At 38.7% G+C, this 22605-nt stretch carries 15 protein-coding genes; 9 read left to right on the top strand and 6 right to left on the bottom strand.

All coding sequences use genetic code 11. The annotated features are described in order from the left end of the window. Positions 1–9: 9 nt before the first annotated feature. From IX38_RS03380 to IX38_RS03405, 6 genes are all read right to left on the bottom strand, one after another. A complete protein-coding gene (locus IX38_RS03380; RefSeq protein ID WP_034701529.1) occupies positions 10–279 on the bottom strand; it encodes a hypothetical protein in 270 nt (89 codons plus the stop codon). 271 nt (positions 280–550) lie between these two features. After that, positions 551–994: an ABC transporter permease gene (locus IX38_RS03385; protein ID WP_034701530.1), complete on the bottom strand. Its 444-nt coding sequence runs from the start codon at positions 992–994 to the stop codon at positions 551–553. Between the two features lie 5 nt (positions 995–999). Further along, positions 1000–1431, bottom strand: a complete 432-nt coding sequence (locus tag IX38_RS03390) for a hypothetical protein (protein WP_034701533.1) — start codon at positions 1429–1431, stop codon at positions 1000–1002. Continuing rightward, positions 1431–2570 (bottom strand): beta-ketoacyl-ACP synthase III, encoded by a 1140-nt coding sequence (locus IX38_RS03395; RefSeq protein WP_034701535.1) that lies wholly within the window; start codon positions 2568–2570, stop codon positions 1431–1433. The genes IX38_RS03390 and IX38_RS03395 overlap by 1 nt, the downstream gene beginning before the upstream one ends. Position 2571: 1 nt before the next feature. After that, a complete protein-coding gene (locus IX38_RS03400) occupies positions 2572–3486 on the bottom strand; it encodes a hypothetical protein (RefSeq protein WP_034701537.1) in 915 nt (304 codons plus the stop codon). Between the two features lie 43 nt (positions 3487–3529). After that, a complete protein-coding gene (locus tag IX38_RS03405) occupies positions 3530–7183 on the bottom strand; it encodes an MMPL family transporter (protein WP_034701539.1) in 3654 nt (1217 codons plus the stop codon). A 326-nt stretch (positions 7184–7509) separates the two neighbouring features. On the opposite strand from IX38_RS03405, the gene IX38_RS03410 reads away from it, so the two are divergent. From IX38_RS03410 to IX38_RS03450, 9 genes are all read left to right on the top strand, one after another. Then, entirely contained in the window at positions 7510–8649 is a 1140-nt protein-coding gene (locus IX38_RS03410; RefSeq protein WP_228377901.1) for an EpsG family protein, read from the top strand. A 302-nt stretch (positions 8650–8951) separates the two neighbouring features. Continuing rightward, positions 8952–12380 (top strand): T9SS type A sorting domain-containing protein, encoded by a 3429-nt coding sequence (locus IX38_RS03415; RefSeq protein WP_051884422.1) that lies wholly within the window; start codon positions 8952–8954, stop codon positions 12378–12380. 272 nt (positions 12381–12652) lie between these two features. Continuing rightward, on the top strand, positions 12653–15211 hold the full coding sequence (gene topA / locus IX38_RS03420; protein ID WP_034701543.1) for a type I DNA topoisomerase: 2559 nt from the start codon (positions 12653–12655) through the stop codon (positions 15209–15211). A 116-nt stretch (positions 15212–15327) separates the two neighbouring features. Further along, complete coding sequence (locus tag IX38_RS03425; protein WP_034701545.1) at positions 15328–15777, top strand: ecotin family protein; 450 nt, start codon at positions 15328–15330, stop codon at positions 15775–15777. Positions 15778–15810: 33 nt separating this feature from the next. Beyond that, the gene (locus tag IX38_RS03430; protein WP_051884426.1) at positions 15811–16878 is read left to right on the top strand and encodes a formimidoylglutamase; all 1068 of its coding nucleotides are present in this window, start codon (positions 15811–15813) and stop codon (positions 16876–16878) included. 51 nt (positions 16879–16929) lie between these two features. Next, a complete protein-coding gene (locus tag IX38_RS03435) occupies positions 16930–17913 on the top strand; it encodes a glycosyltransferase family 2 protein (protein WP_034701547.1) in 984 nt (327 codons plus the stop codon). A gap of 113 nt (positions 17914–18026) precedes the next feature. Next, a complete protein-coding gene (locus IX38_RS03440; RefSeq protein ID WP_034701759.1) occupies positions 18027–19154 on the top strand; it encodes a glycosyltransferase family 4 protein in 1128 nt (375 codons plus the stop codon). A gap of 37 nt (positions 19155–19191) precedes the next feature. After that, the gene (locus IX38_RS03445; protein ID WP_117585874.1) at positions 19192–20043 is read left to right on the top strand and encodes a polysaccharide biosynthesis/export family protein; all 852 of its coding nucleotides are present in this window, start codon (positions 19192–19194) and stop codon (positions 20041–20043) included. 2 nt (positions 20044–20045) lie between these two features. Further along, positions 20046–22541 carry an exopolysaccharide transport family protein gene (locus IX38_RS03450; RefSeq protein ID WP_034701552.1) on the top strand — a complete coding sequence of 832 codons (2496 nt, stop codon included), beginning with the start codon at positions 20046–20048 and terminating at the stop codon, positions 22539–22541. The last annotated feature ends 64 nt before the right edge of the window (positions 22542–22605 follow it).

A 22605-nucleotide genomic window follows, 5' to 3' on the forward strand; every position in this document is an offset into this window, starting at 1 on the left:
AAGGAAAGCTTATTTTCTTTGTCTGTAATTCAGCTTTACCAGCAGATACACTTCCTGTTTCTCCAGATCATTGCACCAGGTACGCTGTGAAACAAGAGCATCGTTGTACAGATCAAGATCTTCCATATTACTGTAGTATTCTATTCTTTCGGAAGTCTGGTATTTGAAAAATGAAAGAAGATTCACTTCATCACCAATTTGTGGGGCGACCGGAAACTCAACAGAATTTTCAAACTCGAATTCAACATTATCTGAATAGAACCTTACTTTTACACCCATTATTTTATTTTCATCAAAGGTATCGAAAAATAGGGGTTATAAAATATTTAGTATCATGCTTAACCTGAATTTAGGCTAAAAATGGTTGGAAGAGGGAAGCTGGAGGATAGTAGTTACTGTTGTTTAAATTAAAAATCAACAGAGTGACGTATAAATCTTTGTTTATCATTGCTTATTTTAATCCTTATCCCGATTTCAGATTATTTAAAATCTCATACATAAAAAAACCAACCTGAATAAAGGTTGGCCTGATATTTTAAATAAATGATTCTTAAGATTTCACTTCCTGTATAAAGAGATTGATCTCTGCCCTGATCAGCAGCTCATCATTATTAAAGGTCTCACAGAAAATAGTACAGATATTTTCATATTGTGAGATCAGTGATGCTTTTGAAATGATCTTGTCGCCCGTCTTTGGGAGAGCAAACAATTCGATCTTTTTGATGTTGGTAATAAAGCCGATTACTTTGGTATCTGCTTCAGGATTTTCAAAGAAGCTCTGTCCGAGAATTGATGAACAGGTCTGGGCCAGATTTTCAATCAGGCCGGCTTCTACAAATTCACCGTTGTAGACAAAAATATTATCTTCTTTTATTTCAAAGGAAGTCACAACTTTTTCTTTGGTCAATTCCAGGATATACTCTGCCATCAGCATCGGTTCGCGGTGCGGCAGAAAGTTGTGTATATTGACGAGATTTTCTTCCTTGATTTCCATTACATTTATTTTACAGCAGTTTTCATTTGGGATTTTGCAATGATCACACCATTCAGCTTCGTGACAATATCTACCAGGGTTACTCCCATCACTTCATTAAGGATTGTAACCTCCGATGTCAGGTGGTCTCCTGTCTTGGGCAGGACTTCTGCCTCAAAAGATTTAATGGCCCCGATATATCCAGTAGGCGCGTCTTTTCCTAAAAGATAATACTTGTAGCCTGTATGCAGGGCAACACTCTGTGCCTGGTGCTCAATAAGGCCTGAAGCCTGAAAAGTTCCATCCTGAATAAAAATATTACCGTCTTTGATTTCAAATCCGGACACAAGATTTTCATCAGTGTATTCCATAAGCTCATGAACCATGACAAACGGAAAACGCTGTGGAATGAGGCTTCCCACAAAATCTTGATCGGATGTTGGCAGTTGGTGTTTCATTAGCAAACCGTTAATAAGGCACAAGAGTAGGCAAATCTTCCGCTTTCGGGAACACAAAGCAATACTTTTTCCCCTTTTTTCAGCGTTCCGGAATTCATTAATTCTTCCAGTGCGACGAATATAGATCCCGCTCCGATGTTTCCGATATCAGAAAGGTTATAGAACCATTTTTCGGCAGGGAAATCCATGCCTTTTTTGGCGAACTCGTCTTTTAAGCCGTCTTTAAAGTAGCCTGAAGAAATATGCGCCAGAACATGGTCTATCTTTTCAGGATCCAGATTATGCTTGTCAAAAGAAGATCTTAAGCTTTCTGCACCTTTTACAAGGATATATTTGTCCAGGATCTTGGTGTCCTGTTTTATAGCGAAAATAGACTGTTTCAGCCATTCATCAGATGGATAGTCTGCCCATGATTTAAGGCTTCCGTCCTCCTGCTTGTCACATCCTGCGTACATACAGGCTTCGATTTCGTGGGCGTAAGAATAAAAATCAATGAATTCTATTTTTAAAGAAATCCCTGTTTCTCTGGGTTTATTTTCAAGAAGGAATGCTCCTGCACCGTCAGAAAGCATCCATCTGAGGAATTCTCTTTTGAAGGCAACAATGGGTCTTTCTTCCAGTAATTTCAGGTTTTCCGCTTCATGATTGAATTTATCTGCAGTCATCCATGCGGACATTCTTTCAGAGCCTGCACATACAGCATTTTCCTGTACACCTGCTTTCACAGAAAGGAATCCGTAGTTCAGGGCATTCATCCCCGAGTTGCAGAGGCCGGTAGCGGTATTAATTTCAATAGATTTGCCGATATTCAGCTCACCATGAACCATAGAAGCATGCGAAGGCTGCATCTGGTCCGGAGAGGTTGTTCCTACAGACAGCAGGTTCATGTTTTCCTTTTTGAAATTCTCATCGAAAAGTCCTTCTACAGCTTTTGCTGTAAGCTGTGCATTGGTATGGGTAGGATTTCCTTCTTCGTCCAAAGCATAGTATCTTGTCGTGATCTTGTTGTTTCTTAAAATCAATGATTTTGCTTTAGAAGGAGCGCCATTTATCAGACCAAGATAAGTCTCCATTTCATCATTTGATACCGGGTTATTAGGTAAATATGTTGATGCTTTTGTTATAAATACGTCGTACATTCTATTTTAAATTAATTCCTTGTAAATATGTTTTTTGTTTTTGTCTTTTGGACCAAAATATAGGGGTTGTCAGTAAGTGTAAAACTAAGACGACAGGTGATATAATCCATATCGCAGCCATCAAATATACCTTAAAGAATTTTATCAGCAATGGCCGTTTCTCTTTTTTCTTAATAATGAGATTGGACCATATGGTGAAGATCTTGTTGCCTACTTTCTCTACTCTTACCAGAAAAGGGCGTATTTCTACGGCACCGTTCTGTACCAGATCAGGCTGAAGGACCGACAGGTTTCCGCTGCTGAAATGCTTTTCTATAATGTTGCCATACTTTACGGAACCCGAAATTTCTTCATCCGAAACGCCGGCGGCAGGAAGCATTCCTGATTTTTCTTTCTGTCCTGTGGTAAGCCAGCGTAAAATGGTCAGTACACTTGTATAATTGTCGTGCCTGTCTACCAAAGCAATATTTCCTGTCAGTTTTGCTCCCAGGTCTTTCAAATACACTTTCAGTTTCTCCTGGGAAAGCATCCACATGTTTCTGGTTCCGGAAATGGTAACCACATCCGTGTCTTTCATGATCCTTTCTGCAAAACCACTTTTTAAGAATGAAATAATTGGGATGGATGGTGTAAGGTACCATACCTGATATCCGAACAGGACGAGGTCGTACTTTTTATTCAGGATCTCATCCGAAGGAGGAAAGATCTCTTTGGGGATCTGAAGATAAGACTCGGGAAATGTATTGAAGAATACGTCACCGGGCCAGGGGAAAGGGAAATCTTCCTTCAGCCGGATATTATAATAGGTAACGTCATATTCTTCCTTCCTGGCTTCAAAAGGCTGGGCTATATTCCTCACAATATCCTCCAGTTGGCCGGTCTGCGAATAATAAATAATAAGTATATTTTTTTTCATTAATATTCTTTAGCGGTTACAAAAATATGCTTTTCATATTTATTTACTGTTTTTTGAATATTTTTATTGCTTCTGAATTGAATTCCTGGTGATAATCTGAACGATCCGGTGCTGAATGTGGTAGGTTCAGGAATATAATGGTTTCCGGAAGTTCCTTCAGTGTACTGATATCAAAATTCTGGTCTGAAACCAAAAGCACATCAATATTCTTATTGATTTCTGAAAAGGTGTTAATATAATTTAATTTTCTTCTTTTTACCAGATAAGTCTGCCTGGCCGTTTGTCTTCTTTCATCATTTTTTATGAACGAGAAAATTCTTCTTTCCGCATGGTAAAGAGTAAGTAGGATGTCCTTCTGTCCGAAATCATCTGCGATATGCAGAATAGATGCATCCTTCGGAATGTGTTTGTTCAGCTCAAAATAAACAGATTTGTTCGCATTAAAATCATCTTTGATTTCCCTGACCACTTCACTGTCTTTGTACAGATAGCTTAAGAATAATTTTTTCCTGAAATAATTTTCATCTTCCAGCTCATTCCGCAGCTCTGCAAACTTCTGTCTGAAGCTGGCATTGATCTTTTTTGTCCTTTCAGAATAGTTTTTCCCGAAGCTCAGATCATCTTTACTTATCCTTTCACCTACTTTTACGGTAATGCTTCCGTCATAGATAATGAAGTCTCCTTTCGGCAGCACCTCGGAATTTCCGTGGATGTACAGCGGGAGAATATCCAATCCGAACTGTTCTGCAAGATAGAATGCCCCTTTGTGGAATCTTTTGACATCATTGGTATAAGAACGTTCTGCTTCAGGGAAAACAACCAGCGAATAGCCCTGGTCAATTTTTTCTTTCAGTTTCTCTATCCCGTTCTCTATTCCCTGCGAAACCGGATAAAAGCCCAGTGCCTTTACCAGTTTTCCGAAAACAGGCGATTCATACACCCAGTCGTTGACCAGATATATAATTTTATGGGTAGCCATAGCGATGGCAAGTGTATCCAGGAAGGATGTGTGGTTGGCAATGATCACGGCCGGTTTGCTGAAATCTTCCGCCGGATTTTTTATCACCCTTTTTCTTACAAATGGACTGATGTGCAGTACGGATGTTAAGAACTTGGCTAAAATTAATTTAATAATATCTAATGTTTTCCCTTTTGATCTTTTGACGAATATACTTCCGATGAGTGAAAAAATAAATCCTCCCAGTCCATAGTAAAAAAATGATATGACGCATCTTAAGAACAGTCTGAAGGTAATAGGAGAAAGTCCTTTCTTTGCCCTGTTTGTGATCAGCAACCTGAACCAGAAGGGATATAATGTTGAAGTGATGATAATTACAGAGAACATCCCGATCAAAGCGACCAATGCCAATGAATGTAATGCCGGATGCCTGGCAAAAATAAGAGAGCCGATGGATAAAATGGTTGTAAAAACTGCAAGAATAATAGAAGTTCTATAAGTTGGAAGCTCGTTTTTCCCTGTTGTATGCTCCTTCTGCATCGCCTGTGTCAGGAAAATACTGAAATCATCCCCGACACCAAAAACCAATGTACAAACTACTGTACTGAAAATATTCAGCTCCAGGCCTAAGAAATAGAGAATTCCTGCTGTTACGATTCCCGTTAATACAATCGGAAACATCGTTAAAATGGTAAGCTCAAAATTTCTAAAGAAAACAATGATCGTCAGGACAATAGCCAGAAGAGAATAGTTGATCAGCGTGCTGAAATCTCTTTTCAGCAGTCCCAAAAAGTTTTCGTTCATTTGCTGGCGGTCAATGGCCAGGGCATCATGATTTTTTTCAACATCTTTTATGAAGGTGTTTCTTTTCTTTTCATCCAGTTTTACAACATTGGAAACCGTATAAAATCCGTTTTCATTGCTCAGGAATTCGGAAATCTGCAGAGCTTTTACTTTCTCATAGTCTTTGAGGCTTAAAGCTGTATAGTTCTTATTTAAAATTTCATTGAAATTGTCAAAAGCACTGCTGTTGAATCCAAATTGATTCCCGCTGTTCACCAGTTCCGAAACGGTGCGTGTTTTCTTATCCCCATCCCAGAATTTATTCCAGACATCAATCCTTTGCTTCTGATCTTTTTCAGAAAGAACAACGTTGCCCAGTGAATTGTAGCTCAGGATCTTTCCTTCCCGTTTTTCCTTCTCAAGAAATTGGCTCAGCCGGGTATTTCTTGTCAGGGCCTCTTCCTCAGAATCGCCGTAAGAAATGGTGTAAATGGATTTTGAAGTGATGTCAGAAAGCTTTTGAAGCTTTGCTTCGCTTATTTTTAACTCTTTCGGAATATAATTCAGGTCTCCGATATCTTCATTGAATCCCACATGTCTGAAGCCAAACAGGCAGGCAATAATAATGACGGAGCATCCTATAATCAGGGGTTTATTCTTCTCATAAGGATAAGAACCGATCCTGTCGATAAAATTAGTGCTGTGCTTATCCTCTTTCTGCTTGTGCTTATAAAGCTGGGGAACTATGATCAGTGCGGTAACGGAAGAGAAGATAACCGTAATCGCTGCAAAAAGGCCGAGATCTTTCAGGGCTTCAGAACGCACAAATACCAGGCATAAAAAAGAAACGGCAGTTGTGGCGCTGCTCAGTATGATGGGTTGTGTGATCTCTTTGTAAAGCTCTTCTATATTATTGTTATGCTTATAATGCGTAAGGATATGGAGCGCATAATCTATTGTGATTCCGATAAGAATGGCACCCACACTCAGAGAAATAGCCGAAATTTTGTCTTTGATAAAATAAAGGATCAGCAGGGCGAGCAATACCGAAAATACAGTTGGCAGAAATACAATGATGGGGGTAAAGAAATTCCTGAAATAATAGATCAGCAGGATCAGCAGAACAGTCATGGAGATCATTACCGTATTCTGGATGTCTTTTTTGATCTGTTGTGCATTCGCCACAGCAATCACCGGAGAGCCGAAATAGCTAAGTTCCGTTTTCCCTTTAAACTGCTTATTAATACCGTCTTTTATCCGGTTGAGGTCATTGATAAAAGCTTCATTGCTTTTGGTATCATTGCTTTTATTCTTAGGATCAATGAAAAGCAGCAGGTTTTTTCCATCCTTTGTGACGATATAGTTGTCTTCGAGCTTGAAATCTTTGCTGATCTTTAAAGCATTCAGTTTTTTAATTCCCAGATAAGTAATTCCCAGAGGATCTTTTTTGATAAACTCTTTCGTCACAAGACTGGTGGGCGAAACCAAAGAGACATAATTGTTCTCTACCTGTTTTGAAATGCTGTCTTTCTGGAGTTTCCGTTCAATTTCCCTGTAATCATTCTCATCGAGGAAAAGAGGCAGGTTCTGGCTTACAAAATCGAATGTTTCCGAGATCTCACTGTCATTCACCTTTCCCTGTACAGAGCCTATGTATTTTTTTAAAGGTTCAATTTTTTGCAGGAAATGATCCGCTGTTTCAGAAAGCTGGTAACTCTCTTCAGCAGATTTGTTTTCTATAATCACAATGATCTTGTCCGAAAAATTCAATTGCTTAAGAACTTTTGCTGTAAGATCAGACTTCTCGTTTTTAGGAATGATCTGGTTAATGTCCTCCTCAAAATTAATTTTTGAGGCAAAAAAGCCGCATATCACAGCTATTCCCAAAGCAAAAACTGCTGAAAGAATCCTGTTTTTGGAAATCCGGTAATATAAAAATATAAAAAAACGATGCATTAGATTATGAAATCAAGTCTGCAAATTTAATTTATTCAGTATTAGTTCAAAACATTTCGGCTATAAGTTTGTCTGAAAATCAACAAAATATTCTAGGCAGAATAAAAAAATAATCTACTTTTGCAAAAGTTCCCTCTCAAAATATATTTTAAACCAATATTATTACTAAATAAGAATCTGTTTTAGATATGTTGAAAAAAAATGATGAAAAAATAAACGGATTGCTATTCACAGTAGCATTCTCCCTTCTGCCGTATGCATTATCTTATTACAGATCTGCACCTTCTTTGTGCGTACTGCACCGGTTAAAAAAACATTAAATTAGCATGAGTTTATTACATCCATATTTCTTTGTTGCGATTGCATACATGCTTTTTTTTAGTGTACAGGAAGTTTTCGGAAAAAAAGTAGAAAAAAAGTGGTTTTGGTTACTGGGGATTTATCTTATCCTGCTGGTAGGTTTCAGAGATAATGTAGGCCCGGATTACGGAAGTTATAAAGCAATTTATATTTATTCCGATACGAAGAGTTATTACAGTATTTTTATGAAGATGCTTCACATGGAAGGCCCTGATCAGCTGGAAGTGGAGTGGCTGTATACCCTCATTAATAAGATACTTCTGAATATTTTTAATGCGCCTTTTTATGTGCTTACCCTGGTTATTGCTATTTGTGCGGTTTTTTTCAAGATAGAATATACGGAAGATAATACTTTTTACCCCTTTACATTTACCCTGTTCATGTTTATTCCTTACTTTTTTGTTGGGGAAAGCGGACAGATCAGGCAGAATCTGGGAACATTCATTGTTTATTTTGCCGTACGGTACATTAAAGAACGGAAGTTATGGCACTACCTCTTTTTTATATTTCTGGCATCAGGTATACATACCGTTTGTTACCTGTTTCTCCCGATGTACTGGCTGGCCCGTGTTCCGTTAAACAAAACCATAATGCTGGTCCTGATCATCATCTCTGTATTTCTTTCGCCATTTGAAATATACCGGGTTTTTGGAAGTCTTTTAGACAGTATGACCTCGGATAATATTTTGGTGAAAGGTTTAAATGGATATATGGACGAATATTCAGATAGACTGAATGGCGGTTTTGGAATTCCCGAAGCAATGATGATCATTTTGACGTTCTTTCTTTTTGCGTTTGATACCAAAATGAAGGAGCTGTATCCATATTATGAATACCATAGAAACTATGCCGTTGTAGGGATATGCGCTTATTTTATTTTCAGGAATAACCCTGTATTCTCATCCAGGCTTGTAGGTGCATTTATTGGGTTTTCTTACGTGCTGATTCCCAATTCAATGTATGTGGTTTCGGGTAGTGTTAAAAAAATGATTTACGCTTTTATCCTCGCGCTTGTTATTTTTAACTTTGTTGTTTTCTCTTCTTTCTTAAATATAAAAGTGGGTAGATTTACTATTGAGCTTTATAAGAACCATATTCTTCCATAATAACTTATATTATCATTCATATTATAAACAAAGGCAGCTTCAGAGCTGCCTTTGTTGTGCTTTCTCTATTCTTTTTCTTACAGTTGTGAGTGTTCAAGTTAAATTTTATGCTGAGATAGATACGCTTGAAAAATGGCATTTACAGACGGATTGATTGTGTTGTTTTCGTATTTATAATCTTTTAATGTTGTTTTATTGTCAATGTAATTGATATATAATAACTTTATCAATCTTATTAGTCGTTTATTGTTGATAAAGGATTAAAAATTGAATTCTCCCTAATAACACACAAGTCTGAGGATATGAAAAATTTAGTTAAAAATTTAGTGGCAGTTTTTTGCTTAGTGTCGGTTTGTACCTATTCCAGGAATGTTAAAGAACCAAAAGGCGATTCTCAGTATAGATACACAGAAAGATCAGTATCTGTAGGAGACACATTGAGAAATCCTGATAATAGAAGGGCTGTCGTTCAGGACTGGACAAAAGCCCCGAACAGCTATATTTTTGATCCCGCCCAAAACAGCGAAGGCTTACTGGTTCCTGTAAGAAAAGCTTATGCTATGTGGCAAGGGGGCGGACACATTAAAGGAGACGGAATTCCATCCGGTGAAATGACGGCAGATGTATTATGGGAAGATACCCATGGACTTATTAAATCAGGGCCCGGATACTCACTGGGAATTTTAGGATCCGATGCAAATGCCAAAATACAGGTTCCAATCAATAAAGCTAAAAAAGGGAATGCTGTTATTGCCCTGCGAGTAAATGGCGAAATCTACTGGAGCTGGCATGTTTGGGTAACTGACGATCCTGCTAACGGATCAACCTACAAAAGTTTTGACAATATTACAAGGGTAAGGGCAGACGGAACAGTTGAGCAGATTCCTGATTCCGAATGGGGCTGGATGGACCGTAATCTTGGGGCTTTAAGCAGTTCCATTACTTCCTCCGACTGGAACAGAAATATAGGACTGCTCTACCAATGGGGTAGAAAAGATCCTATCCCACCTTTGGTAACGAGAGGAAACGACTTCTACGAAGTGTCAGGATCCATAGGAAGAATAAGGCACAGAGGCGCGAAAAACTTTACCGATGCTTCAAATATCGATAACCTTACCAAATATGTTCCCCTCGCAAGCGCCGAGGTTACCAATAATATCAGGCTTTCAGTGAAGAATCCGTTAAGTCTGATCTATGTCAATAAAAACGATAACAGCGGGCAGGCATACTACAATAACAACCTCAATCTTCCCGTTAACTGGTTTGGCCGTGCTGCCGGAATTCCGGATAACAGGCTTTCGGAGCTTAACCTTTGGTCTGATAATTCCCGGGGACTGGTCAGTACAGAGTATAACAGCAATGCAGGCGCAAAACCTTACAGGGATAAGTCTCCTTACGATCCGTGCCCGAACGGATGGAGAATGCCTTCAATGTTGGTGGCCAATCTGGCTTCTCCGTCCTATGTGGATGATATCAGGCTGGATTTTTCACCTTTCGGAGTCAGGACCAGTCTGGCTAAAAATGTTTTTGAAACCAATAAGCACCACATCATCAAACCTACGGATACAGGAGTTCCGTCATTCATGACGGGATTTAAGGTGTATCCTAATTTAGGCTTCGACCTTTCCAATGCCGGCGGAAATAATATGGGGATTTTTCCGGGTACAGGCCAGCTGATCAGAAATGCCCACCTGGGACAGTATACCGACCAGCATCATGTTGCCTTGTGGACAGCAACGATGGCCAGACACTTTGATGCTTCCCCTGCAGTCATCACCAGAGGACTTTATATGATCCCTGATAAAGGCCAGCCGGATGTTCCGGACCCTAATTTTCCCAATATTAAAGGAAGATATTTTTATATGCCGATGTCTGGGATGTATACTTCCGAAGCCAATGGATGCCGATGTATCAAAGATCCCCTTTATATTGTAAACAGCTATAATTTTCCTTCAGAATATCTTGCTCCACAGGCAGAATACAGAGAAGGGATCAATAATCCGAATACCTATCAGGCTGTCAGGAATACCCAGCTTTTTATGGTGGAAATTCCTGTAAGTAAAGCGTTTTCGGTCCAAAGCCAGCTTTTGGATAACCAGGAAATATTAAACCCTTCCAGTTTTAATAATTTAAAAACCAATGTACTGTGGACTACCAATACAAAATTAATCAACAGGATATCAGTTATAAATCCTTCTCCTGCTTCCCTTCAGGACCTCGGTAACTCAAAGATTTCAGTGGAGATCAGCCCGAACCAGAGTGGAAATGCTGTAGTAACACTTCATAACGGAAGTATTTCATCTCCGGTATACTGGAGCTGGCATATCTGGATAACGGACTCTGCTCTGGGCTCTTTTAATTATACAACAGAACTTCCTTCGGCTGAAGCTGTCAACTATGTGAACTATGTGAGTAAGGCTGATGTGGTGCTGCAGACAGAATTTATGGACAGGAACCTGGGAGCAGTAGATGCATTTCCGATGGTTGCTAATGCGATGACACCAACTGCCGCTGAGCTGGCAAAAATACGGGCTTCTACAGGAATGCATTATCAGTGGGGAAGAAAAGACCCGATTCCTACCTTCCAGTATGCGGATAATAAAGCTTCCTTTAATGTGTTTTTGGGAACAGCATCAGATAACGGGACAGTCACCTATACTACACTCACTCCTGCCATGTACAACAATACGTCGGGAAATTACATTGTTCCTTACAATACCTATGCAGCTCCAACTGTACAGAGCACGGATAAACCCGCAGATAAAATAGCAAAAGTGCTGTCTTATTCCGTGAAAAACCCTTTGGTATATATGGTTCCAAGTTCTTTTGCGCCTTATAACAGTGCGGTGCCTAATTATACCAATGGAACAGACTGGCTTGCAGATGAGCCGAACCTTGCTCCCGAAAGATGGGGAAGAGGAGGGGAGAAATCACCTTTCGATCCCTGTCCGGAAGGCTGGAGAATTCCCGACCTTACCAATGTGGCATTGGTTTCTAACAAGGATTTCGGACAGTCACCCTGGTATAAAAAAGATAAAAACGCAGCTGCTTTTTATAATGTCAGTACAGATTATGCAGGATATAGGGTAAGAAATCCCTCCACGACTTCTACCATAGGTTATATGCTGGCCGGCCCGTCATATGCAGTAGGTAATTTCCCGGATTCAGGTTCACGCGGATTTAGAAGCGTTTTGGCTAATCAGTCTCCACAGGGTACGTTCAATACCGTCAATTTCCAGTATCCCGCTGTCTGGACAGGAGCTTTGGCTTCAAACTACCTGGGAAGATCCGTTAATGTTTTATTTGATGCAGCTTCTACGGCCAACCGGTTTATCGCCTTGAATGATAATAATGATCCATATCTCGCGACAAGCTGCCGGTGTGTGAGAATGAAATATGACGCTCAGGGAAATGAAGCCGGCCCCATTCCGGGATTACAGGTGACCGCTTTGGTTTCTGAAAAAGCAGCATCTGTTTTAAGCAGCGCTGAGGTGAAGGAAAAAATAAGTGAAAACAAAATCATTTTATTTCCGAACCCGGTAAAAGATATTCTTTATATCAATGCACCGGAACAGGACGGATATTATTATCAGATCTATAATATGTCCGGACAACTGGTGAAATCGGGCAAGTTTGAAAACAAAAAGACAGATCTTTCTGCGCTCACTTCAGGAATATATTTAATAAGAATCAATAATTCTGAAAAAATTGTGAAAATCGTTAAACACTAACTTAAAAAAGCAGTGACAGAGCAGAATGGGGTTTCCTGTTCTGCTTTTTTATGCCTTCCATATACCCTGCATCTATCAGCGTTGATGAAAAATTCTATATCACCTGTTTTATTGAAGCCGGATTTTGCCCTAAACCGTACACCCTAAAGGACTTGATATCTATAAAAATGCCCTCGGAAAGGCGTGTTAAACGTATCTAAATATTAAATTAAACTGTTTTAACAAAAAGTATATAATAAAAAAGCTTTACTTTTGCAAAAAAATTTTTTAGAATGTCGAAAAATTTAGTAATCGTAGAGTCACCGGCAAAAGCAAAAACTATTCAGAAATATTTAGGGAAGGATTTTGATGTGAAATCAAGTTTCGGGCATATCCGTGACCTTCCGAAAAAAGGAATGGGAATAGACCTTGCCACCTTCAGTCCCGATTACGAGGTTTCGGCTGATAAAAAGAAACTGGTAACAGAATTAAAGGCTGCCGTGAAGAAAGCCGAAATGGTATGGCTGGCTTCCGATGAGGACCGCGAAGGAGAAGCTATTGCATGGCACCTTGCGGACGAGCTGAAACTAAAGCCTGAAAACAGAAAAAGAATTGTTTTCCACGAGATTACTAAAAATGCCATTCTAAAAGCGATTGAAAACCCAAGAGATATTGACCAGAATCTTGTGAATGCCCAGCAGGCAAGAAGGGTTTTGGACAGGATCGTAGGTTTTGAAATGTCTCCGGTGCTTTGGAAAAAAATAAAACCAGGCCTTTCTGCAGGAAGAGTACAGTCCGTTGCTGTAAGGTTAATTGTAGAAAGAGAAAAAGAAATCCGCGAATTTGTTCCAAAAGCAAGCTTTAAGCTGGATGGAATTTTCTTAAATAAAGGCGAGCAGGAAATTGCCGCTAAGCTTAAAAAAGACTTCGAAAAAGAAGAAGACGCAGAAAAATTCCTTGAAAAAGCAAAAACTACAGAATTTAAAGTTCTGAATGTTGAAACAAAACCGGGAACACGTACTGCATCTGCACCATTTACCACTTCCACATTACAGCAGGAAGCGTCTTCGAGATTAGGATACAATGTAACCAATACCATGCGTCTTGCGCAGAGACTCTATGAAGAAGGATACATTACCTACATGAGAACCGACTCCGTAAACCTTTCTCAGGAAGCTATAGAAGGAGCAAAAAAGCAGATCACTTCAGAATACGGCGCACAATATTCTTCACCAAGAAATTACACTACAAAATCAGCCTCTGCACAGGAAGCTCACGAAGCCATCCGCCCGACGGATTTTGCCGTAAAAAGTATCGGTGATGTCCAGTTAAACAGATTATACCAGCTAATATACAGAAGAACGCTGGCTTCCCAGATGGCTAACGCTAAAATTGAGAAGACAGTTATTGAAATAGGAAACGCATCTTTACCCCAGCATTTTGAAGCACAGGGTGAAGTAATCATATTTAACGGTTTCTTAAAAGCTTACGGTATTGTAAAGACAGAAGACGAAGATGAAGAAAACAACGAAAAGCTTCTGCCTAAAGTAAGCGTTGGTGAAATTTTAAACTATAAAAAGATCACCGCCTCAGAAAAGTTTACAAGACCGAGCGCAAGATATACGGAAGCAGGATTGGTGAAAAAGCTGGAAGAACTGGGAATTGGACGTCCGTCTACTTATGCACCGACGATCCAGACCATTCAGAACAGAGAATACGTGGATAAAAGAGAGATTGACCCTCAAACCCGTGAAGTGGTGAGAATGTCTCTTACAAAAGATAAAATCAAAAAAGAAGTTCTTGAAGAAAAATTCGGGGGCGACAAAAATAAATTTATACCTACGGACATCGGTGAGGTCGTTAACGATTTCCTGACAGATAACTTCAAAGAAATCCTGGACTACGGTTTTACAGCAAGAGTAGAAGAAAGTTTTGACGAAATTGCCAACGGAGATCAGAAGTGGAAAGAAATGATGACTACTTTCTATTCAAAATTCCACCCGAGAATCGAGGATGTAGAGGAAAATGCAGACAGAGCCAATGGAGACAGGCTGCTTGGAGTAGACCCCAAGACCGGTAAAAATGTTCACGCAAGAATCGGAAGATTCGGAGCGATGATCCAGATCGGTGAAACGGAAGACGAAGAAAAGCCAATCTTCGCTTCATTGATGACCGGACAGAATATTGCAACCATTTCATTAGCCGAGGCGCTGGAACTTTTCAAACTGCCATTTGAGCTTAATGAATTTGAAGGACAGCCTGTTTCTGTGGGCGTGGGAAGGTTCGGACCTTATGTGAAGTGGGGCGAGACATTTATCAGCATTCCAAAAGGGGAAGATCCTCTTTCTATAAGCCAGGCGCGTGCAGAAGAGATCATCAACGAAAAGAAAAAAGCGGATGCACCTATTGCTTCTTATAAAGGAGATCCGGTAACCAAAGGAACGGGAAGGTTCGGGCCTTTCATCAAATACAAAGATATTTTTATAAATGTTCCGAAGAAATATAATTTCGACAATCTTTCTCAAAGCGATATCAACGAACTGATCGATGCCAAGCTTGAAAAAGAAGCCAACCGTTACATCCAGCAGTGGGAAAAAGAAAAAATTTCCATTGAAAACGGAAGATGGGGACCATTTGTTAAATTCGGAAAAGCCATGTTCAAGATCCCGAAGAAAAAAGATGATACAAAATATGAAGCAGAAGAGCTGAAGGATGTATCTCTGGATGAGGTGAAAAAATGGATCACTGATCAGGATAAAAATGCTTTTGCAGAGAAAAAGAAGCCGGCTGCTAAGAAACCCGCAGCTAAGAAAACAACTGCAGTGAAGAAGACTGCCGCAAAAAAGAAGTAATATAAAATAATCATACAAGCCGTTAACATATATTGTTGACGGCTTTTTTTATGAATAAAAACTCGATAAGATTTCAATTTGATAAGGTTTTTTGTAAGTTTGTGAAAATATACTTGATGAAAAAGGGCTATACTTTTATTTTATTATTTTTCTTTATACTTTGTTTTTCTCAAAAACCTGAATACCCTCAACCAAAGGATGGATATAAAAAGGTGGAATTAAAATTACCTCAAAAAGAAAATGAGAAAGACTACAAAATTGAAATTTTTGTTACGTTTATGATGACGGTGACAAAATGTGATACACCAAGCTCAACAGTAAAACTGGAAAGAGAATATTTGCTTTCAGGTAATAGATATGTTTACTATGAAGTGAAGAATCACAATATTGAAACTGTTGTTTTAATTAGTGATAAGTGTAAAGAAAAAATTAGCAAAAAAGTTTATAATTTTCCTTTGAATGAAGAATATGAATCTCAACGCCCTTATATATTTTATATTCCTAAGAAGATGAATGTAGAATATAGAATATGGAAAGCTGAGCCAAAATATATAGAAGTAAAATAAAAAAATATTACATTATTAATTACATTGTAATTTATGGATTTTGAAGATTTTATCATTTCACCAAGAAATTTCAAAGCAGAAAGCTGGCAGATCGGAAGCCGGATCACGAAAGATATAAAAGAAGACAGTATTGTTCTTCTCTTTGTTTCAGATTACAGAGGTGCGGGTGGCGATGCGGAAGTTCAGGATTTCACGGCAGTCAGAAAGGAATTTTATAAACTTTCGCAGCTGGATTTTGAAATTCCGGTCGTGGATCTTGGAGATCTGGTTTCCGGAAAATCGGTTCAGGATTCCCATTATATTCTGCAGGAGGTTTTGTCGGCGTGTCATTACAAAAGAGCACTTCCGGTGATTATCGGAGGTTCAAATGATTTTGCTTTTTCACTATTTTCAGCATTGAATTTTCATGAGAAAAACATTAACTATACCCAGATCAGCAACATTATTTCCCTGCAGCAGGGTGAGACAATCAATGAGCATACCTTCCTGGGGAAAATTTTAGGTTCCAAGAATTTCTCCATCAAAAATTACCATCATCTGGGCTATCAGAAGCATCTGAATGAAGCCGATTCAATAAGACTCATCAAAGAAGTGGAGTTTGATATCATCCGTCTTGCCGAAATGATGAACTCTACAGAAAAAACAGAGCCTTTTTTCAGAAAAACAGATCTTGTCACCTTAAATTGTGACGCTGTTGAAAGTTTCAGTGAACCCTTTTCCATGAATCCGCAGGTCAATGGGTTGAACAGGAGAGAGATATGTGCCTACATGAAAGAAATAGGATTGAGTGAAAATCTAAAATCTGTAGGAATCTTTAATTATAATATTTACTCCGAAAGCCAGCTGAACCACCAGCTGCTGGCCCAGATGATCTGGTACCTGATTGAAGGGGTCAATATTCAGCGGTCTCATCCTAAAGAAAGACATTATGAACTGTTCTATGTTTTGATTGATGACGATCAGTATGCTTTCAAACGTGATACATTCAGTAATCTCTGGTATTTTGGGGAAGATGAAAATATAGAAAACTGCATCCCGTGCTCCAGAAAAGATTTTGAAGAAGCAAAAAGAGGAACGCTTAATCCCAGGCTGACTTTTTAAGCACTCATAAAACAAAAAAGATTAATAAGAATCTTTCAAAAATGAAAATGAATGGTTTCAGTTATAGTTCCCGTATATAATGTAGAGAATTACCTGGCGAAATGCCTGGATTCGCTGGTTAACCAAAGTCTTCAGGATATTGAGATCTTAGTCGTTAATGATGGCAGTAAAGACCGATCAGGCCTGATCATTGAAGAATATGCACAAAAATTTCCCGGGAAAATAAAAGCTTTCACCAAAGAGAACGGCGGACTGAGCGATGCCCGGAATTTTGGGATTGATAGGGCTTCGGGAGAATATATAGGATTTGTAGACAGTGACGATTATATTACAGAGACCATGTTTGAAGAAATGCAGCAGCTGGCAGAAAAACACCGGGCTAAAATGGTTATTTGCAACATTCAGAAAGTAGATCAGAATGGAAAAGTAACCCAGAAGCTGACCCAGATTCCCGGTATGCCTGAGAAAATAGAACTTGAAAATCATTTTTCCGTCTTCTCGGATCTCAGCTACTTTGCCTGCAACAAACTGTTTAAAAAAGAGCTTTTTGACCATAAAAGATTTCAGAAAGGAGTCCACTTTGAAGATATTCAGCTCATACCGCAGCTGCTTCTGGAATGCAGCATTCTGGCCCAGACGCAGAATTTCCATTATCAGTATCTTGAACGAACGGATTCTATTACAAAAACCCATACAGAAAGAGGGCTTGATATCCTGAAAGCTGTAAAAGCTGTGGAATCGGTATTTGAAAAATCAGGATATTCCCACAAAAGGAAAGCGCTGAAAAACTTCCAGATTTTCGAAGGGGTATACTCTTTTCTGGCCTATCTAGCTTTTGTAAAAGACCACGAAACATTTTATAAGATGGACCGGGAGCTGACTGTTTTTATGAAAGAAAGGAAAATAAAAATTCGAGATATATTAAACTATAATCGTTTTGGTAAGAATTATCTTTTATCTTTGCCGTTGAAAAAAAAGATTTTTTATCTGTTATTTTTTGCAGGACAGAAGAAGCTGATAAGAAAGTTGTTGTAACACAAATGATAAGTGCATTGTTTGGTCATTATATAAAACATTGATAGATAGCTTCTTTTGAAGTGTTTTTGAAGGGTTTTATTGAGGTATTGATAATGTACTTGATAAAAAAAATGAAGAATTTTGAATTGTTCTTAAGCGAATCAGGAATTTCTATTTTTTACGTGAAAATAGGGTTAGGTTTTCTGTTATCTTTTTTAATTACCTTTTTCTCCATTCCTACCATCATTAAGATCTCCAGAAGAAAGAATCTTATGGATGAGCCGGGCGTCAGGAGTTCCCACCTCAGGAAAATTCCCAATCTTGGCGGGATTGCCATCTTTTATTCAATAGGAATCTGCTCATCTGTCTTTGCATACGAGCTTTTTGACCTCTACAAATTTTTATTTGCGTCATTAATTATTCTTCTGTACATCGGAGTGATGGACGATATTGTTGTGATGAGGGCCTATAAAAAACTCGTAGCGCAGATTATAGTATCCTCGTTGGTTGTAATTGGTTCAGATATCAGGATCAGAAGCTTATTCGGAATATTGGGGATCTATGAGATGAGCTATTTCGTAAGCGTGTTATTCAGTATCATTACTTTTATTGTTCTTATCAATGCTTTTAATCTGATCGACGGAATAGACGGGCTGGCCGGAGGATACTCTGTGATCTGCAGCGGTCTTTTCGGAATAAGCTATTACAGACTGGGAGAATATAATTATCCCCTGGTTGTCTTATCGGCGGTTATCATAGGGACCGTACTGGCATTTATGTACTATAATTTATCCAATTCCAGAACCAATAAAATATTTATGGGAGATACGGGATCTATGCTTCTCGGTTTCCTTCTGGCATTTACATCAATCTGCTTTATTGATATTTTTATTGATAAAGAGCTTCCCAATGTACCGAGATACCACCTGCAGTCTGCACCTGTGATAGCTGTTGCTATCCTCATTCTGCCGATTGTGGATACGCTGAATGTAATCATTGTAAGGCTGTGCAATAAAAAGTCACCCTTTGATGCAGATAAAAATCACATCCATCACAAACTGCTGAAGCTTGATCTTACACACAGGCGTGCTGCATTCTATATCATTGTTTATTATCTGATGATCGTAACTGTGGCTTATTATTTAAGGCATATCAATATAAACCGCCTTCTGCTGATGATCATTTTATTAGGCTTTATGGGGGCTTATCTTCCTGATCTTATCTACCATTTACGAAATAATAAGAAAATAAGAAAATAAGAATTTAATTTTTTATTTTTGCAAACAATATCCCAATATGATGAAAAAATTTAAGTATTTATTTTTATTGTTCCCCTTTATTATTACATCCTGTATTACCAAAAAAGATGTAAGGTATATGCAGCCCAGCGAAAGCCTTGTAATTAATGAAGAAGGACTTATTCCCTACAATATTCCTACCTACAGGATTACCAAGAATGATATTCTTAATCTCAACATTGTAACCACTCCCAAAGGAGATGCAGCCCAGTTTTATTCATCCCTGAATTCTTCCGGAGGAGTAGGAGGTTCCAGTAACTCTGGAGGAGTAGGAGGAGCCGGTGGCTCTTCCGGCGGTGGAAATGTAAATTTTTATTTTAACGGTCTGAAGGTGGATTCCAAAGGAGATATCAATGTATTCGGAATCGGATATATTAAAGCTGAAGGAAGAACACTCGAAGACGTTACCCTCGAACTTCAGGAAAAAGTAAACGAAAATTTTCAGGAAGGAAAAGCCGAAGTAAGACTGAATACAGACGGAATAACCTATTATATCCTGGGAGACGTAGAAACTACAGGACTTTCCGGAGAAAAGGTGGCCCACAAAAATACGTTGACCATTACAGAAGCACTGGCTATTAACGGAGGTCTGAACAGAACTGTTGACCGTACAAATATCGTTATCCACAGAAAACTGCCCGAAGGAATAAAAGTGGCAAAAATAGACCTTACCCGTGAAGATATCATGAATTCTCCGTACTATTATGTACAGAATGGTGACGAGATCTATCTGAGTACCAGAGGAAAAAGCCTGAACGGATTTGGAAAAGATCCTATACAGACCTTAACAACAGGGGTGTCGGTTATTACGACAGCATTATCAATTTATCTGCTTCTTAAAAACCTTTAACCATGATTCCAGAAAGAGACTCCCAAACAGGGAAAAACGAATCCCAGAAGGATAAGTACGGATCGTTTGCATTATTTGATATCGAACATTTTCTGAGAAGAATACTCAAAAACTGGTACTGGTTTGTATTGATGCTGGCTATCGGCTACGGTATTTCATGGGTATACAGCAAATATTATGCACAGAGCATTTATGCATCAGACCTTTCGCTGAGCATATCCAATAATACCTCCAGCTATTTTACTCCAAACCAGTCCATCAACTTTATTTGGGGCCAAAATGGGAATCAGGACGGGGTTTATCTTAAAAAAATGCTCTTATCCAGATCTCATAACGAGTTTTTGGTGAAAGAACTGGATCTTTTTGTTAATTACTCCACCAAAGGATTGATCAAATCAACCTATATTGATAAAACAGATTCACCGGTTTTTCTGCAGGTTGACAAAAAGCACCTTCAGCAGATTAATTATCCTATTACCCTGATTCCAAAAGGTGGAGACTCTTACGAGGTAATTCTTCCGGAAGAAGGGCAGTCTACCAGTTTATACAACTATGAATCTGAAGGATTTCACTCTGTTAACGGATATGGCAGACCTGCGAACAAAATTATAAAGATCAACGAATGGTACAATTCCCCGAATCTCAGATTCAGGCTGCTTAAAAACACAATGACCCCTACAATAAAAGTGGGTAACATTATCGTAAGCCTTAATTCTGTAAACCAAAGTGTTAATGAGATTGTTTCTACAATAGGAGTATCATTCGATAAGGAGATCGGAACCATCATGATTATTAACAAAAAAGGTTTTAATCTTAACAGTACGGTAAATTTCCTGAATAAATCCGTAGCCGAACTTCAGAAAAAAAGACTGGCAGACAAAAATATAGTTAATAAGAATACAGATGTTTATCTTCAGAGCAATATAGATGACATCCGTAAAAAGCTGGATTCAAGTGCAGCAGTTCTGAACTACCTTAAAACCTCTGAAAAACTTTATAATATTAAAGACAGAGATGAAAAATCTCTCGAAAAAATAAAAGATCTTGAAGCGAGGAAAGCTGATATTATAAGCAAAATAAGCTCACTGAATAATATTAAAAATACACTGCAGGCCCAGAATTTTGATAAAATGATCAGCACCAATGCAGCAGGTTTCGAGGACGGTTTCTTTTCTGCTTCTGTAACAGAGCTCAAAGCTTTATATATGAAAAGAAGAGAAATGGCGACTATCTATAAGCCGAATTCAGAGCCTATGAGAGAAATAGACAGGCTTATTAATGAGGCAAGGACGGGTTCATCAGGTTCTTTACAAAATTATTATACGAAATACTATGATGAGATCAATAAGATAGACCGCCAGGTAGCAGAAGCAAATACGGACCTGACTTCATATCCCGAAAAAGAAAGAAAATATCTGGATGCAGAAAGAGGCTACAGTATGATCGAGGCTACCTACAACAGCCTTTTGGGAAGACAGAATGAAGCACAGATGAAAGTGGCTACCAACCAGTCTGATATTACAGTAATAGATCCTGCCAAGAATTTAGGACAGTCTCCGATTGGCCCTAATGTAAAAGCAATAAAAACGGCAATAATGTTTGGTTTGCTGCTGCTTCCGCTATTATTCATCCTGATAGGAGAAACACTGGATAACAAAATCCGGAATATAAAAGAACTGCTGAGTGCAACAAAGATTCCACTCCTTGGTGTTATCGGCAACAACAGCAACGAGAATATGCTTACCGTTCTGGAACAGCCTAAATCATCAGTTTCAGAGGCGTTCAGGGGAATTAGAGCAAGCATGAGGTTTCTGATGGAAAATAATGAAGAAGGTAAAGGGAAAGTTATTTTGGTTACTTCCTCCATCGGTGGCGAAGGGAAAACATATGTTTCCATCAACTTAGCATCAGTAATAGGATTAAGCGATAAAAAAACCATCCTGCTTGGGATGGACCTTAGAAAGCCCAAGATCTTCGGAGATTTTAAAATTGACAATAAATTTGGTATTTCCAACTATCTGACGGGAGAAGTAAACATAGAACAGATTATTAATAAGACCGGAATTCCTAATCTCGATGTGGCGACTTCCGGGCCGATTCCTCCAAATCCTTCAGAACTTCTGATGAGCGATAGAAACATCAGATTTTTGGAAGAGCTGAAAGAGAAATATGATTTCATCATCATCGATTCCCCGCCGGTAGGTTTGGTGGCAGACTCTTACGAGCTGATGAAACATTCTGATGCTAATATTTATGTAGTTCGTCACGAATATACAGAGAAATATATGCTGAAGATGATTACCGAGAAATATCATAATGGGGAAATCAGTCACTTAGGACTTATCTACAATGATTACAACAGGAAGCAGGGATATGGTTACGGTTATGGTTACGGATATGGCTATGGCTACGGCTATTTTGATGAAGACAAAACTTATAAAGAACCGTTGTTAATCAAGATACGAAACAAGGTACAGGCAATATTTAATAAAAAATAGCGTTTTAAACCCTCAGCAAATGGGGGTTTTTTTATACTTTAGGTATTGGTGATCTAAGGAAAAA

Source organism: Chryseobacterium luteum (assembly GCF_000737785.1).
Classification (GTDB): Bacteria; Bacteroidota; Bacteroidia; order Flavobacteriales; family Weeksellaceae; genus Chryseobacterium; species Chryseobacterium luteum.